This window comes from Brachyspira hyodysenteriae ATCC 27164 (genome assembly GCF_001676785.2).
Classification (GTDB): domain Bacteria; phylum Spirochaetota; class Brachyspiria; order Brachyspirales; family Brachyspiraceae; genus Brachyspira; species Brachyspira hyodysenteriae.
In genome coordinates this window covers 2,823,347-2,839,319 of sequence record NZ_CP015910.2, presented here as the reverse complement: position 1 = coordinate 2,839,319, position 15,973 = coordinate 2,823,347, and the positions used below count along the sequence as shown (strand labels likewise).

The following is a 15,973-nucleotide window of genomic DNA, read 5'->3' as shown; positions in this document are numbered from 1 at the left end:
TTTATTTAACGCACGATTTTGATTTATTAAAAATATGGCTGAATTAATAAAAAGATTTATACTTTAAATATTAGTTTTCTTACCGTGCGTCATAAAAAAGGCTCTACCTTTATTAAATAAAAGTAAAGCCCAAATAAATTTTATTATTAAAAAATTATTCCCAATATTTTTTCATTCTTTCTTTTAGTGAAGATTTGTATTTTTCAAAATCAGTAATAGGTTCTTTTGCAAGTCCTTCATCACAAGCAGCCTTAGCAACGGCAGGAGATACCCATTCAATAACTCTAGGGTCAAAAGGTTTAGGTACTATATAATTTTTACCAAACTCAAAAGTCTTATTTCCATAGGCTTTGAAAACTTCTTCAGGAACTTTTTCTTTAGCAAGAGCAGCCAATGCTAATGAAGCAGCCATTTTCATTTTTTCTGATATAGCTTTTGCCTTCACATCTAAAGCACCTCTGAATATAAAAGGGAATCCTAATACATTATTAATTTGATTAGGATAATCGCTTCTTCCTGTAGCCATGATTAAATCATCTCTTATAGCTATAGCCTTTTCGTATTGTATTTCAGGGTTAGGGTTGGCCATAGCAAATATTATAGGATTTTTGGCCATAGATTTTACCATATCTTCAGTAACGCAGTCGGCAACAGAAAGCCCAGCAAATACATTAGCTCCTTTCATAGCTTCTTCCAAATTTTTTACTTTTAAATCAGTAGCAAACTCTCTTTTCTCTTCAGTAACGGATTCTATTCTTTCTTTAGTGATAACCCCTTTACTGTCGCACATGATAATATTCTCTCTAGGTACTCCTAATGCTACAAACATTTTAGCACATGAAATACCAGCAGAACCGGCTCCATTAAATACTATCTTAGCATTTTTTCTATCTATATTTGCAATCTCTAAAGCATTAATTAAAGCAGCAGAACATATTATAGCTGTACCATGCTGATCGTCATGAAAAACAGGTATATTACATTTTTCTATTAAAGTTTTTTCTATTTTAAAACATTCAGGAGCTTTTATATCTTCTAAGTTGATTCCTCCGAAAGTAGGCTCTAATGCATGTACTATATCTATAATTTTATCAGGATCTTTTTCATTTATTTCTATATCAAATACATCAATATCAGCGAAACGTTTAAATAATATTCCCTTTCCTTCCATAACAGGTTTTGAAGCTAAAGCGCCTCTATCTCCTAAACCAAGTATCGCAGTTCCATTTGAAATAACAGCTACTAAATTTCCTTTTGAAGTGTATTTGTATGCTTCATTAGGATTTTCAGCTATTTCAAGTACAGGTTTTGCAACTCCTGGAGTATATGCTAAAGATAAATCATCAGCAGTTTTACAAGGTTTGGTAGCTATAACTTCTATTTTTCCAGCTTTGCCTTTAGAATGATATTCCAATGCTTTTGTTTTTAATTCATCTGACATAAATATTTCCTTAGATATTTTTTATATAAAAAGTTATAATAATATTATATAAACAATATAATTTTGTCAATTTTTTTATTTAGGTATATAAATAATTATAAGGAAATAGTTTTATGAATAAAAATAATGTATATAGAAATGAAAAGATAGAGGGAAGAAGTTTTTTCGGTATTATAAAAAATGGTAATTACTTTCTTTCAAATTTAGCAATTTATGAGGACGGTATAGTAAGTGCTTGGTTTAAATTTGATATTTATCAATTTGAAAAAGAGTTAGAAAGAAAATGGGTTGTATCATTTATAGAAGATAATGAAAAATTAGATATTAATGGTATAGGTGATTTTGAAATTTTAGAATCAGAGTGGTTTCATAAAGATGATTATTATGAATACATTAAAAGCATATTAAAAGAAATGAATCCTGAAATGCAAAATATTTATAAAACTGCTCAAAGAGAAATAGAAAAATGTGAAAAATTAAAAGTGTCATTTATGGCTAATCCTATAAATTTTAAAATGAAAGCTCAATTTGGATATGATTTGGCTGATGGAAAAAGTTATTTTATATTTAGAAAATCTCCTAATTATTCATCTAGCAAAGAAATATTTTTAACTTGCTATATAATTTATGAGGATGAAACAATATCAATATATAATGATGATAATATATATAATTTTGATGATATAAAAAAGATGTTTAATAAAAATGAACTTCTTTTATATCCCAAAGAAGATGATACTATTATAATAGAAAATCTTGCCAAGCTTAAATTAAAAGCATCTGTAAAGTATACAAATAAAAAAGAAAAATTAAAAGAGATAGAAGAAAATATAAATGAGATTTCTGGAAAAGAAACTGCTTCTGATTATGCTATACAATGCTATCATAATTATCTTATATATCCTTCAGATTATAACCGAGAATTATTAAAAGAGGCTTATGAAAAAGTACCTGAACATGAAAGAATGTTTTTGGGAGATATGGACAATAAAGACTCTGATTTCATGAGAATAATTTACACACCTAATATAAAAAGAGAAGTATGATTTTTATTATCGCATGCTGAGAAAAACAAAAAATATAATAAAAATTAAAATTATACTTATCATAAAAATACAACATTATATAATACATGCGTTAATTAAATTTTTAAATTTAAAAAAACTTGGGCGGGTGCTTTTATTTCTGAATTGGCTTTAAATATAAATAAATTAAAAATTGCAGATTATAGTAATGAAGAATAAAGGGCGGGGTATGTAATTTAAGTTTTAAAATTTAATTACAAAGCCCACCCTCTATATTTAAAATATTAATTTGTTATATAAATTTTTATTTTCTTGCTGTCAAATTAGAATTTATTAATACCCACCCAAGCGGATATTTAAATTTATAGCATATATTAACGCACGGTAAACTAAACTTAAATATTAGCAAAAATTATAATTTAAATTTTCATTAAATTTGAAGCCAACTCACCGTGCGGTAAATTATTTTAGTTATTCTCACCATACCAATCCACATTACGAGTGAAGTACATAGCAAGAGCAATAACAGCGAATAGCCCTAAAGTTCCCATAAGCAATGCATAATCAGTAAGCTGAAGTATTCCAAATAAGAATATGTATATCAAAGCCTCTACAATAGCCATTGAAATAGTGTACTTCGGAGATTTTATAATGTATCCTATATATATTGAAGTTAAAGCAGTCACCATCAATGCACTTATAAAATAACTAATATTGAAGTTTATGTGTTCAGATATTGCTAAAAGTAGTAGGTAGAATATTGCATTGGCTATACCTATTAATATATATTGAACAGGGTGTATACGCTTCTTTGAAAGTACCTCGCATAAAAATAATACAAAAAACGGAATGAATATAAATAATATTGCATACTTCACACTTCTTGATGTTTTCTGATAATTATCATTGAGAAGTAAAAAAGATATTAAAACATTGTTTGATGATCTATTAAAATTCTGATCTGCAGTAAAGTATTGAGTATCATCAATATTATCTGCTCTATTGGCATTTTCATCGCTAGTCCAATATTTAGTAAATGCTGTATTAAAACTAGCTATATTCCACTCTGCATTGAATCCGTCATTATTAACTTCTCTCTTTGTAGGCAAGAATCCGCCTGTAAAACTAGGATCTTTCCATTTTGAAGATATTTTAAAAGTGTTTTCAGAAGCTAATGGAGTTATTATAAGAGAGTTTCCTCCTTGAATGTCCATTGTAATATTAAAATCAAAACCATTTAATATTCTGTCTCTTGAAATAGTGTATAGGAATTTATTATTAAACATATTCAAAGCTATACTAATATTTTTCTCATAATATTTAAGCTCTTCATTTCCATTAACTAATATACTAGGAAGCTTCATAAGATTTTTTTTATTTCCTATTCCTAATATAATCATAACTTCATCATAAAGTATAGTATCATTATTCTCATCTAAATTATATATTTCAGCATTATATTTATCGAATCTTCCTGTAATATTTAATTTAGAATTGAAAATAGGAGCTTTAAATATTCCTCTGCTTAAACTTGAAACTTCAACATCTCCTGTAATATTATATTCATTAGGCATATAAAAAATATATTTTCTTATATAGCTTATCTCTTTAGTTTCACTATCAATAACCCTTGTTAAATATGGTATGGCAACAACTATACCTTGTATATTTGCACTGCTTCCAACAGGCTCAATTATAGAAGATACTGCCTCTCTTTGATAACTGATTCTATCTCTTACAACACTATTTATAAAAGACATTGGTATCAAAAGCAAAAGCCCTAGTATCACTATTATAAGTATTTTAAAACCTAAAGTTTTTGTTATCTCATTAAAATTTTTTATCATTATATTTACCCCATAAAAATTTTATTTTGTATAAAAAACCATAATACCATAAATAGGTAATAAAAAATAGTAATAATAAAAAATGATTGTATAGTATGATTTGTAATATAAATGGTATAATAGTTTAAATATTATTTTTTATTATAACAATATGCTAATTACACATAGTCGATGATTTTTTATATGTTTTATTTTATTAACGCACGCAGAACAAAGTTAAAAATATAAGTTTATTTTCAATTCAAGTTTTTACTATATTGTAATTTAGCTAACCGTGCGTTAATAAATTTTTAAAATATAAATAACGCTTGGGCGGGGGCCTTAATTTCTAATTTAAATTATTAATATAAAAAACTTATGATTACAGATTGAAGCAGAAAATATAAAGGGCGGGATAATGTAATTAAAGTTTTTCAATTTAATTACACTTCCCACCCTCTAAGTTCTTTATTTATTTTGAAATTTTAATTTTTTATTTCTTTATGATTAAATTAGAGTTTTTAGCTCCCACCCAAGTTTTATTTAAATTTGACACATATACATGCATATAAAGTTAATTTTTTAATAATATAAAAATCTATTTACTATGAATTATATAATCTTATTTCATAAGCTAAAATCATCAATTTTTCTTAATTCATCATCAGTAATAGGCATTTTATTTATGATTTTTAGATTTTCTATTATTTGGCTTGGCTTTGAAGCACCTATTAATACACTTGTAATTTCTTCATCTTTTAACACCCATCTCAAAGCCATTTGTGCTAAACTTTCCCCTCTTTCCTTTGCTAAATTATTGAGCTGTTCGATTTTGTATAATCTTTTTCTAGTTATAGCATCATGTTTCAAATATCTTCCGTCAGCTGCTATTCTGCTGTCACTTGGGATACCATTTAAATATTTATCTGTTAATAAACCTTGAGCCAATGGACTATATGCTATGATTCCTTTTCCTAATTTTTTTGCCTTTAATTTTAATCCATTATTTTCTATAGTTCTATCGAATATTGAATATCTGTTTTGATTGATTATAAATGGTACATTTGCCATATAAAGTAATTTAGAAGCCTTTTCCATTGCAGCACCATCATAATTTGAAAGTCCTATATATAAAGCTTTACCGCTTTTAACTATTCTAGTTAATGCTTCCATAGTTTCTTCAAGCGGAGTTTCAGGATCCATTCTATGATGATAGAATATATCAACATATTCAAGATTTAATCTTTTCAAGCTTTGATTTATACTAGCTATTAAATATTTCTTACTTCCCCAATTTCCATAAGGACCTTCCCACATATCATAACCTGCTTTAGTGCTTATTATGAGTTCATCTCTGTATTTATTAAGTCCGTCATTTAATATTTTACCCATGCTAATTTCAGCAGATCCGTAAGGAGGTCCGTAATTATTAGCTAAATCAAAATGAGTAATGCCGTTATCAAAAGCAGTTTTTACCATATCTTTCATATTATTATAATCGCAGTTTTCACCGAAATTATGCCAAAGTCCTAAAGAAACGATAGGAAGTTTTAATCCGCTTTTACCGCATCTATTGTATATAATATTATCATATCTATTATCAGCAGCTTGCATTTTTATTATCCTTTGTAAAATAGTGTATATTAATTAAGTATAGATTTATTATAATTTTATTCAAGTATAAAATGTAAAAAAGTATTTAATATTACCAAAATAGTTTCCGATAGTTTTAACAGTATTAATTTAAATAAAATACTTGCGGAGGCATCATGTTTAAGAAACTTTTTATTGTTGTGGGTTTGATGAGTGTGCTTGCTGGATGTGAAACTATGCAGCCTAAAAATAATGATACAATTGTAAAAAATGATAATTCATCTAATGAAGATAAAAAAGAAGAAACTATAACTAGAGAAGATACACCAAAAATGAAAGTTACAGTTTATGGAGCAGATAAAGAAATTCAAGCTGTGGAAATAAATGATAAAACTTATTATGTAATAGGCGGAAAAGATGTTGAGAATATGACAGAAGCTGATATAAAAAAATCATCTTTAGTAGCACCTTTAAAAGTTACAGAAGAAACTATTAATGGTACAAGAGGTATAGTTGTTACATATTATGATGTAAAAGTATTCTTGGGTAAAAGAACAGGAACAGGAACTATCGTAGGAATATTCGAGCCTCAGAAAAATGATTGGACTACAGGAAATGATTTGGATAGAAGTTTATCTATTCAAATAAAATTATCTAGAAATATAGCAGGTCCTATAGATATAAAAAGAGGAAGCATATCTTTAGCATTTAATTAATATATTATCTATAAATGAATTGTTATCAATAAAATAAAAAGCTGACTAAAAAATCAGCTTTTTATTTTTTTATGAGAAAAAATATTTCTATTTATTTGTATACAATTTATATAACTCATTTGCTACTATATCGATAGTGTATGGAGTTTTATTGATTTCAAATGCATATAATTCCCATCTGTACTGATCTGTTACTTGAAACTGTATTATATATTCATTAGTGTCATATCTTGCTACTATATCTATATAACGGTTATAATCATCTTCAGATATAAAATCCTGCCATTCTACAGAACTGAAAGGTGATAAAAGCTCATTTATTGTTATATTAGGGTATGCCGTAAATGAACTGTTTTTAATTAGGCTGATACCGTCAAAATTTCTGCTTTTTATATTTATTACTTCATTTGTTTCTGCTATATTGAGTCTGTACTGTTTGCTTTCTAATTTTTTGTCATTACATGATATAATGAATAGTATTATTATTACTGATGCATAATAAATTTTATACATATCAAAAACCTAACAATTAATTTCATTTATTATCGGTCAAATCATTTTATTTATTGAATTATCAAATTTTAATAATAGAGTTTATTTTATAAAATTAATGAATATAAATCAATATATTATGTAATTTTATTTTTTATTATTGACAAAAATATTATTGATTTCTTATAATGATACTTGGCAATAATGATATAATATAAAAGTTTTAATTAGTGATTGTTAAAATAATTAAGTAAAAAAATAAAAAAATCGTAAAATGATATACATTTTTTATAAATAATGTATATAATATTTCATCATTGAAATAATATATTGTTAGGAATAAATAATAATGACTATATTGGTGTATTCTATGCCGTTTTTGCTTTATTTATGTTCAAGCATATTCAGCACGGTTTTAGTTATAAATGCTTCTATATCAGGGGCTACTCCTTTTTTTGTATCATTGATTGGTGTTTCTTATGGTATGGGAATGATGCTAACAGCGGGTACTTTCTCACGCATTAAAATACAAAAGAAATATTATACAAATTTAATATATGTTGAAGCAGTACTTCAGCTTATTATTGCAGCAGCATGCTTAATATTTCTTCCTCCTGAAATGTCTTTATTTTATTCATTTTTATATGGATGCAGTGCTACTATATTTTTTGTATGCTTTCAGTCATCATTAGATGTGGTATCAAAAGATTTGCCTGTTACATTAAGCGGGGCTTTATTTATATTTTCTTGGTCTTTGGGTTTTGCCTTAGGTCCTACTATTACAGGTATGATATATAAGTTTGATTATAAATTGGGTTTTTACTTTGTTATAGTAGTAAGCGTGATAATGTTTATACTATTTTATCTTTCAAGGCATTTAAGATTTAAGGCTAACAACAAAAAAAGAAATTGGAATATGCCTTTTATGAGAGCTCCTAGATATAAAGTACATATAGGCTGGCTTGTAATATTTGTAGGTGCTATGGTTTTACATACTTTAAGATTCATGTTTCTTGATTATGGAATAAAGGTAATTGGTTTTTCTGAGGCAGATTCTTCATTATTAGTAGGAAGTTTATCGGCTTTTATGGCAGTAGGTTCTTTATCATCTGCTTTTTGTTTAAGATTTTTGGAGAAAAAGAGAGTATTTACTATAGTAGGGATTCTTACTCCGGCTGCTTTGCTATTAATAACATTCACTAGAAATTTCTGGTTATTTTTAGTAGCATTTATGTTTTTAGGTTTTGTAAGCGGTTTCGGTTATTTCTTTGGGCTTTATTATGCTTTGGCGGATCAGGATAATGCTCCTAGAAATGTTGCTGTTAATGAGGCTTTGACAGGTGTTGCAGCTTTATTCATACCTTTTGTAGTGGGTTATTTAGCTTCTAATTTCTCGTATTTTGTGGGATTTTTATTTATGATGACAGTATCTTTAATATGCTACATTATAGCTATATACATTATGTGGCAGAAGAAAAGAAGAGCTTTGCTTAAAGAAAAATTTAACAAGATGATAGATGATATAGACAGTAAATATATTGATAAAACTCTTTAATATATTTAAGTATTATCGATTTTTATGTTTATATGGCTTAATGTTAATCTTAAAAAGCTCATTATCATCAAGTTAGTAAAACAGTTTTCAAATATTGTATTAAATATAAATTAAACTTTTATAATTATCATATTACTTTTATTAAAAACGAAGAATTTCTAGAATCGTATCCGAATACTATAATGAAAATATTTTACATCAATTATATGCAATTTAATAATTTGTTTTTTTTGCAACTTTGGCGAAGCCCAAAAAAAGTTTATGAAAATAAAAAATATAATTAGTTTATAAAAATTAAACCTTATATAGTTGTATTTTGTAGTATAAAACAATAAAAAACATATTGAATTAAATCAAAAATATAATATAGTTTTTAATCATTAAAATAATTTTTAAATATTAGAGGAATTATCATGAAAGTTTTTATTAGTGCGGATATTGAAGGAATTACCACAACTACACAATGGCCTGATACAGATGCAGGAAGTTTAACTTATAAAGATCATGCACTTCAAATGACTAAAGAAGTTAAAGCGGCATGCGAGGGAGCTATTGATGCTGGAGCAAAAGAAATATTTGTAAAAGATGCCCATGACTCTGCTATGAATATATCTCAAACTGCTTTGCCTGAATGCGTGAAAATACATAGAAGATGGAGCGGAGATCCTTATTCTATGATAGAAGGTATTGATGAGAGCTTTGATGCTATAATGTTTATTGGATATCATAATGCAGCTTCTATTGGAAATAATCCGCTTTCGCATACTATGAATACTAGAAATGTTTATGTGAAGCTTAATGAAGTATTAGCAAGCGAATTTATGTTTTTTAGTTATGCGGCAGCTTATAGAAAAGTACCTACAGTATTTTTATCAGGAGATAAAGGATTATGCGAAGTAGCACAAAATATGCAGCCTAATCACCCTAATTTAGTAACTCTTCCTGTTAAAGAGGGTATAGGTTATTCTACTATCAATTATTCACCTAATTTGATGGTTAAAATGATTAAAGAAAAAACTAAAGAGGCATTGAGTCAAGATTTTAAAGGTAAGTTATTAAAACTTCCTAATCATTTTAAATTAGAGATTTGTTATAGGGAACATGGATACGCTCATAAAGTGTCATTCTATCCTGGAGCTAAAAAAATTAATGATACTACGGTAATTTTTGAAAATAATGACTATTATGAAATACTAAGAGCCTTGAAATTTATATTATAAAATAATATAATATAGGAATCCGATAACTTATGAAAGCCTCCTTAAAAAGCAGCATTCTTTTAAGGAGGCTTTTTTATTGTTAAATATTTTAAAAAAAGTTTGGGTAAAGTTTATGGCAGAGATTTGGGATATATACGATATAAATAAAAATAAAACAGGAAGATTTCATCAAAGAGGAATTCCTTTAAATAAAAATGATTATCATATAGTTATACATGCTTGGGTAGTTAATAGTAATGATGAGGTTATAATCACAAAAAGACATAAGAGCAAAAAAATATGTCCTGATATGTGGGAATGCACAGAAGGTTCTATATTAGCCGGAGAGGATAGTATTGACGGGGCTTTGAGAGAGCTTGAAGAAGAAATAGGATTATCATTTAAAAAAGATGAAGCAGTATTTTTAACTTCTTTTGTATTAGACTTTTCAAATACAATAGTAGATTCGTATATGTTTAGAAGAGATGTAAATATTGAGGATTTAGTTTTGCAGGAAAATGAAGTTAGTGATGCTATGATAGTAAATAGAGAAAAATATTTAGAGATGTGTAAAAGCGGAGAGATAATTTCTTCTATAAGATATTTCTATGATATTTATGATAAGTTAAATAATAAGTAAATTAAGAAATTTTTATAATAAGTTTAGTTTTATTAAAAGCCATACAAAATATGTAAGTTCAATATTTACAACAATGGCTTTTAATTTAAATGATAAATAAAATTCATTTAATGGTTTTCAAACTTAAATAAAGCTTGGGCGGGTTTTTATATTTTATAATTATACTTTAAAAAATAGCTAAATTGAAAACTTCAAATTATGGTATTAATGAATAAAGGGCGGGGTATGTAATTAAAGTTTTAAAATCTAATTACATTTGCCCACCCTTTATATTTATAGCTTTAATCTGAAATTAATACTATTATTTTTTATTGTTGCTAAATTAGAATTTACAGCTTCCCACCCAAGATTTATTTAAATTTGTTGTCTGATTACCGCCAATTATATAAAAAATTATTTTATGTCATGCTTCTTGCAGAAATTTTCAGCAGCTTCCATATTAAGAAAAGCCAATTTTTTAAGCCCATCAGATATTATATTCTTTATATGTTCATTAGCTAAATCATATGCTTTATCAAAATCATCTTCAGATTCTTTTATCATATTTTTATATTCATCTTCATTCATTTTATCTTTTTTCATATATGCAGTTTTAGATTTGGATATTCCACGGTTGAAATAGCTTTCAGAATAATTAGGATTTAGTTCTATGGCTTTGTTATAATAAAGTATAGCTTCATCGTATATACCCAAATGATTAAGAGCAACCGCTTTATTATAATGAGCATCAGCAAGATTAGGTTCTAATTCTATAACTTTGTCAAAATCTTTAATTGCCTCCTGATATGCTTCCATAGTCATAGCAATTATTCCTCTATTTAAATATGCCTTTGTATATTTTGGATTTATCTTTATTAATTCGTCAAAATCTTCCACAGCACCTTTATAGTCTTTTATATGAAACTTAGCATTTGCTCTATTGAAATATCCGTCTGCAAATTCTCGGTTAATATGAATAGCATTTGTATAATCATCTATAGCTTCATTAAAATTGCCGAGCTTTTCTTTGACATTTCCTCTGTTATTGTATGCATCAATGAAATGAGAATTATATTCTATGGCTTTGTCATAATCTTTTATAGCTTCTTTATATTCTCCTAATGCATTTTTAGATAATGCTCTATTATAGTAGGCATCAGCGAAATGCGGATAAACTTCAATAGCTTTATTATAATCTTCTATAGATCCTTTATAATCTTTTAAGCTTGCTTTTGTATTCGCTCTAACATAATAAACTTCTTCAAGATTATAATTAAGCTCTATAGTTTTATCAAAATCTTTTAAAGCTTCTTCAGTATTTCCTAAACTTCTATTTATAATTCCTCTGTTATAATATGCTGCTGCAAATTGATCATTTAGTTTTATAGTCCAAGTATAGTCTTCTACAGCACTTTTATATGAAGCCTCATCATCTATATTTGCTTTTGCATTTGCTCTGTTATAGTATGCTTCGTAAATAGTTGAATCTAATTTTATAACTTCAGAAAAATATTCTATTGCTAATTTATAATTTTTACTTTTAAAAGCATCATAAGCTTTATTAAAAAAGTTTTTAATATCTTTTTCAGCCATAAGTTAAAACCTTATATTATATTATTATTTTATGATATAATTAATATCGAAAAAACTCAATTATAAATATAGCAAAATATATACCACTTGAAAGAATATCATAAATAAAATATACTATTTTAGAATTATAAAACATTATAATTATATAAGCGATAAAGATAATTATGGACATAAATAACTTAAATACAACGATATTAGAACTTTTAAAATTAAGAGGCATAACTTCAAAAGAAGATATTTATGATTTCTTTTTTCAGGATATATACTCATTATCTAATCCTTTTAATATAAGAGATATTAATGTATTTGTAGACAGAGTAAAAGAAGCTATAGATAATGACGAAAAGATATTAGTATATGGCGATAAAGATGCAGACGGCATAACAGCAGCATCTATTATATATAATACATTGAAAGTAGTTACAAAGAATGTTGAGGCATTTGTTCCTAATCATACAACAGGATACGGACTTTCTAAGGCGGTTATAGAGGAGTATGCTAATTCAGGAGTAAGCCTTATTATAACAGTAGACTGCGGAATATCCAATGCTGAAGAGGTAGAGTTTGCAAGGGATTTATCAATAGATATTATAGTAACAGATCACCATGATATACCGGAAATACTTCCTAATGCTTATGCAGTATTTAATCCTAAGATTTCAAATACAGGTTTCGTATCAAAGAACTTTTCAGGCTGTGCGGTTGCCTTTAAACTTATGCAGGCTTTCGTGTTTTCTTATACTAAGCTTTATAATAAGGATATAATAGTATTAGATTATGAGATTGATAAGTCGAAAAATGTATTAAAAAAAATAAGAGCTCTAAAATCTACTAATTTTGTTATAAGCGATGAGGTGTTCGGATTTGAGCTTATTAATGATAATAATTGCTATAAATCAATATATGCTGACTATTATGATGAGCTTATGAGTGAAGATGAGGTACTTGAAGAGCTTGCTAGTTATATGTTTGAAGGTGATGGATGTGTATTGGTACTTACAGGAGGAGAGGAGAGATTAAAGAAACTTCTTAATTTCTATGAAAGGTATGAAATATATTTGCCTGAATATGACAATGTATATGATCTTCTTCAATTAGGTGCTAAATACGGTAATGTTAATATAAAGACTACAAAGACTTTAGATGATTTTGCTTTGGCGCTTAATGTTAATATTTATAGATATGATGATATAGAGTATAGAGATTTAATTATAAAGATGGAAATATTCAGAAGACTATTTTATATAAGTCAGAAACAGCTTCAAAGTTATATAAAGAAGAAATCAATACTCGTATTATTTGGAAGTGTAGCTGATGTTGTGCCTCTTATAGAAGAAAATAGGGCTTATGTAAAATGTGCTTTGAAGGAATTAGAAAAGCCTAGTCATATAAGATACAATATAATACTAGAGAGAATCAATTTATTAAATACAAAGATAGATACTCAGGCTATAAGCTGGAGACTTGCCCCTTTTATAAATGCTGCAGGAAGAATGGGAAGCCCTGAAACTGCTTTAAAACTTCTTACATGCGAGATAAAAGAGGAAGCTTTGAGTCTATCAAATGAAGTTTATAATATGAATGAGACTAGAAAATCTTTGACGGAGTCCAATTTTAGTATTGTAAATGAATATATAAAAAATAATGGTTGTTTAGAATTTCCTATTATAGTTGTAAAAAGCAAAAAGATAGAGCAGGGGCTTACAGGACTCATTGCAGGAAAGGTATTAAGCGAATATGGTAAAACAGCTGTAATTATGCATGAGAGCGAAGACGGTATTTGCATAGGCAGTATAAGGAGTAGGGGAGATGATAATGCCAGAGATATGCTTGAGTATGCCAATATTTATTTAACTAAATTCGGAGGACATAAGAATGCTGCCGGATTTACTTTAAATACTGATAATTTTGATAAGTTTCAAAGTAAGATAATAAAGTATGCATCGAGTCAGAATTTCCAAACTGAAAAAAAAGATGATGTATTTGATTTGGAAATTAGTTTTAAAGATATAGATATAAAGTTTGCAAGATTATTGGAAATGTTTGAGCCTTACGGATTCGGTAATGAGGAGCCTTTATTTATGTCTAAAAATGTAAAAGTGAACAGCATAAATAAAATGAAAAAAAATAATAAGACACATTTAAGACTTGAGTTATTGCAGGATAATAAAAAAGTCAATGCCATTATGTGGGATAAAAGTGATGAAGAAGCTCAAAAATTACTGTCTTCTAATTATATAGATATTATTTATAAATTAAAGGTTAATCGTTTTAATGGAAGCGAAGATGCTAGAATATATGTAGAAAGCTATAAAATATTCTAGTTTTTTACACATGATATTTAGTGTAATTAGACTTTATAAAAGTATATCATAATATTTTTTATAGTTTGGATTCCCATTTATATTAAACAAATATTTTTAATGAATACTAAATTAATAAAAAAGAGACTGACTTTATTAAAGCCAGCCTCTCATTGATCTGTATTAATTAACTTCTAATTAATTGAAAGCAGGTAAATACCAAGTTATACCTGTAGTAGTTTCAAAGTATACAGGGATATTAGATGGTTGTCTTGTACCGCCATTATTAACATCCATCTCGAAGTACCATTCAAGATCTTGAACAGGTCTTACATAAAGTTCTGCATAAGCACCCCAAGCTAAGCTATGTTGTACTTTAGAATCTATATTTAAAGATGGATCTTCAGATATGTGTTTTCCTAAATATGTAGCTTGATAACCTAAAGAAGGCTCAACATAAAGAGATACTACATCGCTGTTAGCAGTGATACCTAATACAGCCTGAGCTTTTACATCATAAGGATTTGAATCCCATTTGAAATCTTTACCAATGTATCTACCAGCAAATGCATCTAATTTATAATTAGGATGAGAAGGATTATAACCAGAAACAGTATTTTGTACAGCTTCTCCAGCTCTTACAGTTCTGCTTACACCTTTTAAAGCTGTGTTATAAACAACTTTGATGAAAGGATTGATAGTTACGTTTCCAACAGGAGTATTCAAGAAATAGAATCTAGCTTCAAAACCTAATGACTGAGCAAAATACTCACTAGCTCCGTTAGCTGTTTTAAATCCAGCTTGTCCGTATTTGAAGTATAATCTTATAGCATTGAAAGCATCTATACCAGTATAGTATCTTAATTGTATATCAGTGCTTATACCCATATAATCTTTTGTAGATGATGAATAAGGGAATTTAGCAGAATCATTGAAAGGATCATGACTTACAGCTATTTGAACAGGAACTGCTATTCTTAAGTTGTTGTTTAAAGCATTGATCATAAGTACAGGAGTATGAACGCCTAATCTAGGATTTACATAAGTGTAGTTATAACCTACGCCAATACCGAAAGGCTCAGAAGTATAACCTATACCAGCAGAAATAGTAGTTTGTAAATCTACATTTCCAGTATTACCTGAAATGATATTACCTAATGCTGTTCCAATAGCTTGAGATCTAAAACCGAAAGTACCTTTAATAGTACCGTTACCTAAAACGAAACCTAATTGATCCATTCTAGCTCTGAACTGATTACCATGAGTAAGGAAGTCGATCCAAGAATCTCTGTCGCCATACATACCGAAAGCAGATGCACTAGCTATAGTCAATAATGCCATAGCTGTCAATAAAACTTTTTTCATTGTTTTTCTCCTAAAATTTTATATAGTTAATACTCATTGTAAGTAGTAACTCCAAAATAATTTTAGGAAACAACAAAGACAGAGGATCTTTATTGTTTCCAGATGAGTTAGAACATCTATATAATTCTAACGGATTATAAAAAATCAGTGAGAATAATAAGATTTAGAGGATCTTTATTCTCCGTAAAAACAGATATTTAAATGGAAAAATTATGCTGTTTTTACTAATGTGTCAATTGGAATAAT

12 protein-coding genes are annotated in these 15,973 nt (G+C 27.5%); 6 read left to right on the top strand and 6 right to left on the bottom strand.

Annotated features, from left to right (window positions below):
• Positions 1-154: 154 nt before the first annotated feature.
• The gene (locus BHYOB78_RS12390; protein WP_020064886.1) at positions 155-1,441 is read right to left on the bottom strand and encodes a malic enzyme-like NAD(P)-binding protein; all 1,287 of its coding nucleotides are present in this window, start codon (positions 1,439-1,441) and stop codon (positions 155-157) included.
• A 113-nt stretch (positions 1,442-1,554) separates the two neighbouring features.
• Between BHYOB78_RS12390 and BHYOB78_RS12385 the strand changes: the two genes are divergently transcribed.
• Entirely contained in the window at positions 1,555-2,487 is a 933-nt protein-coding gene (locus BHYOB78_RS12385) for a DUF7638 domain-containing protein (RefSeq protein ID WP_020064887.1), read from the top strand.
• Between the two features lie 446 nt (positions 2,488-2,933).
• Here BHYOB78_RS12385 and creD read toward each other — a convergent pair whose 3' ends face one another.
• Together creD and BHYOB78_RS12375 are read right to left on the bottom strand one after the other, a co-directional pair.
• A complete protein-coding gene (gene creD, locus BHYOB78_RS12380) occupies positions 2,934-4,313 on the bottom strand; it encodes a cell envelope integrity protein CreD (RefSeq protein WP_020064888.1) in 1,380 nt (459 codons plus the stop codon).
• Positions 4,314-4,919: 606 nt separating this feature from the next.
• Positions 4,920-5,906: an aldo/keto reductase gene (locus BHYOB78_RS12375; protein WP_020064889.1), complete on the bottom strand. Its 987-nt coding sequence runs from the start codon at positions 5,904-5,906 to the stop codon at positions 4,920-4,922.
• A 155-nt stretch (positions 5,907-6,061) separates the two neighbouring features.
• Between BHYOB78_RS12375 and BHYOB78_RS12370 the strand changes: the two genes are divergently transcribed.
• On the top strand, positions 6,062-6,601 hold the full coding sequence (locus tag BHYOB78_RS12370) for a hypothetical protein (RefSeq protein WP_020064890.1): 540 nt from the start codon (positions 6,062-6,064) through the stop codon (positions 6,599-6,601).
• 87 nt (positions 6,602-6,688) lie between these two features.
• Here the strand turns inward: BHYOB78_RS12370 and BHYOB78_RS12365 are convergent, their stop codons facing one another.
• A complete protein-coding gene (locus BHYOB78_RS12365) occupies positions 6,689-7,114 on the bottom strand; it encodes a hypothetical protein (protein ID WP_012671119.1) in 426 nt (141 codons plus the stop codon).
• A 328-nt stretch (positions 7,115-7,442) separates the two neighbouring features.
• Here BHYOB78_RS12365 and BHYOB78_RS12360 point away from each other — a divergent pair, with 328 nt between their 5' ends.
• The 3 genes from BHYOB78_RS12360 (at position 7,443) to BHYOB78_RS12350 (ending at position 10,487) form a co-directional block, all read left to right on the top strand.
• Entirely contained in the window at positions 7,443-8,648 is a 1,206-nt protein-coding gene (locus tag BHYOB78_RS12360; protein ID WP_020064891.1) for an MFS transporter, read from the top strand.
• A gap of 413 nt (positions 8,649-9,061) precedes the next feature.
• Entirely contained in the window at positions 9,062-9,868 is an 807-nt protein-coding gene (locus BHYOB78_RS12355; protein ID WP_020064892.1) for a M55 family metallopeptidase, read from the top strand.
• Between the two features lie 112 nt (positions 9,869-9,980).
• Positions 9,981-10,487, top strand: a complete 507-nt coding sequence (locus BHYOB78_RS12350) for an NUDIX hydrolase (protein ID WP_028331366.1) — start codon at positions 9,981-9,983, stop codon at positions 10,485-10,487.
• A gap of 393 nt (positions 10,488-10,880) precedes the next feature.
• Here the strand turns inward: BHYOB78_RS12350 and BHYOB78_RS12345 are convergent, their stop codons facing one another.
• Complete coding sequence (locus tag BHYOB78_RS12345; RefSeq protein WP_012671115.1) at positions 10,881-12,059, bottom strand: tetratricopeptide repeat protein; 1,179 nt, start codon at positions 12,057-12,059, stop codon at positions 10,881-10,883.
• Positions 12,060-12,223: 164 nt separating this feature from the next.
• On the opposite strand from BHYOB78_RS12345, the gene recJ reads away from it, so the two are divergent.
• Positions 12,224-14,383 (top strand): single-stranded-DNA-specific exonuclease RecJ, encoded by a 2,160-nt coding sequence (recJ, locus tag BHYOB78_RS12340; RefSeq protein WP_020064894.1) that lies wholly within the window; start codon positions 12,224-12,226, stop codon positions 14,381-14,383.
• A gap of 177 nt (positions 14,384-14,560) precedes the next feature.
• On the opposite strand, the gene BHYOB78_RS12335 is transcribed toward recJ, so the two are convergent.
• A complete protein-coding gene (locus tag BHYOB78_RS12335; RefSeq protein ID WP_065203228.1) occupies positions 14,561-15,727 on the bottom strand; it encodes a variable surface family protein in 1,167 nt (388 codons plus the stop codon).
• Between the last annotated feature and the right edge of the window lie 246 nt (positions 15,728-15,973).

Coding starts and splice junctions, on each gene's coding strand:
- BHYOB78_RS12390 (WP_020064886.1), bottom strand. CDS start 1,441: ATGTCAGATGAATTAAAAACAAAAGCATTGGAATATCATTCTAAAGGC.
- BHYOB78_RS12385 (WP_020064887.1), top strand. CDS start 1,555: ATGAATAAAAATAATGTATATAGAAATGAAAAGATAGAGGGAAGAAGT.
- creD (WP_020064888.1), bottom strand. CDS start 4,313: ATGATAAAAAATTTTAATGAGATAACAAAAACTTTAGGTTTTAAAATA.
- BHYOB78_RS12375 (WP_020064889.1), bottom strand. CDS start 5,906: ATGCAAGCTGCTGATAATAGATATGATAATATTATATACAATAGATGC.
- BHYOB78_RS12370 (WP_020064890.1), top strand. CDS start 6,062: ATGTTTAAGAAACTTTTTATTGTTGTGGGTTTGATGAGTGTGCTTGCT.
- BHYOB78_RS12365 (WP_012671119.1), bottom strand. CDS start 7,114: ATGTATAAAATTTATTATGCATCAGTAATAATAATACTATTCATTATA.
- BHYOB78_RS12360 (WP_020064891.1), top strand. CDS start 7,443: ATGACTATATTGGTGTATTCTATGCCGTTTTTGCTTTATTTATGTTCA.
- BHYOB78_RS12355 (WP_020064892.1), top strand. CDS start 9,062: ATGAAAGTTTTTATTAGTGCGGATATTGAAGGAATTACCACAACTACA.
- BHYOB78_RS12350 (WP_028331366.1), top strand. CDS start 9,981: ATGGCAGAGATTTGGGATATATACGATATAAATAAAAATAAAACAGGA.
- BHYOB78_RS12345 (WP_012671115.1), bottom strand. CDS start 12,059: ATGGCTGAAAAAGATATTAAAAACTTTTTTAATAAAGCTTATGATGCT.
- recJ (WP_020064894.1), top strand. CDS start 12,224: ATGGACATAAATAACTTAAATACAACGATATTAGAACTTTTAAAATTA.
- BHYOB78_RS12335 (WP_065203228.1), bottom strand. CDS start 15,727: ATGAAAAAAGTTTTATTGACAGCTATGGCATTATTGACTATAGCTAGT.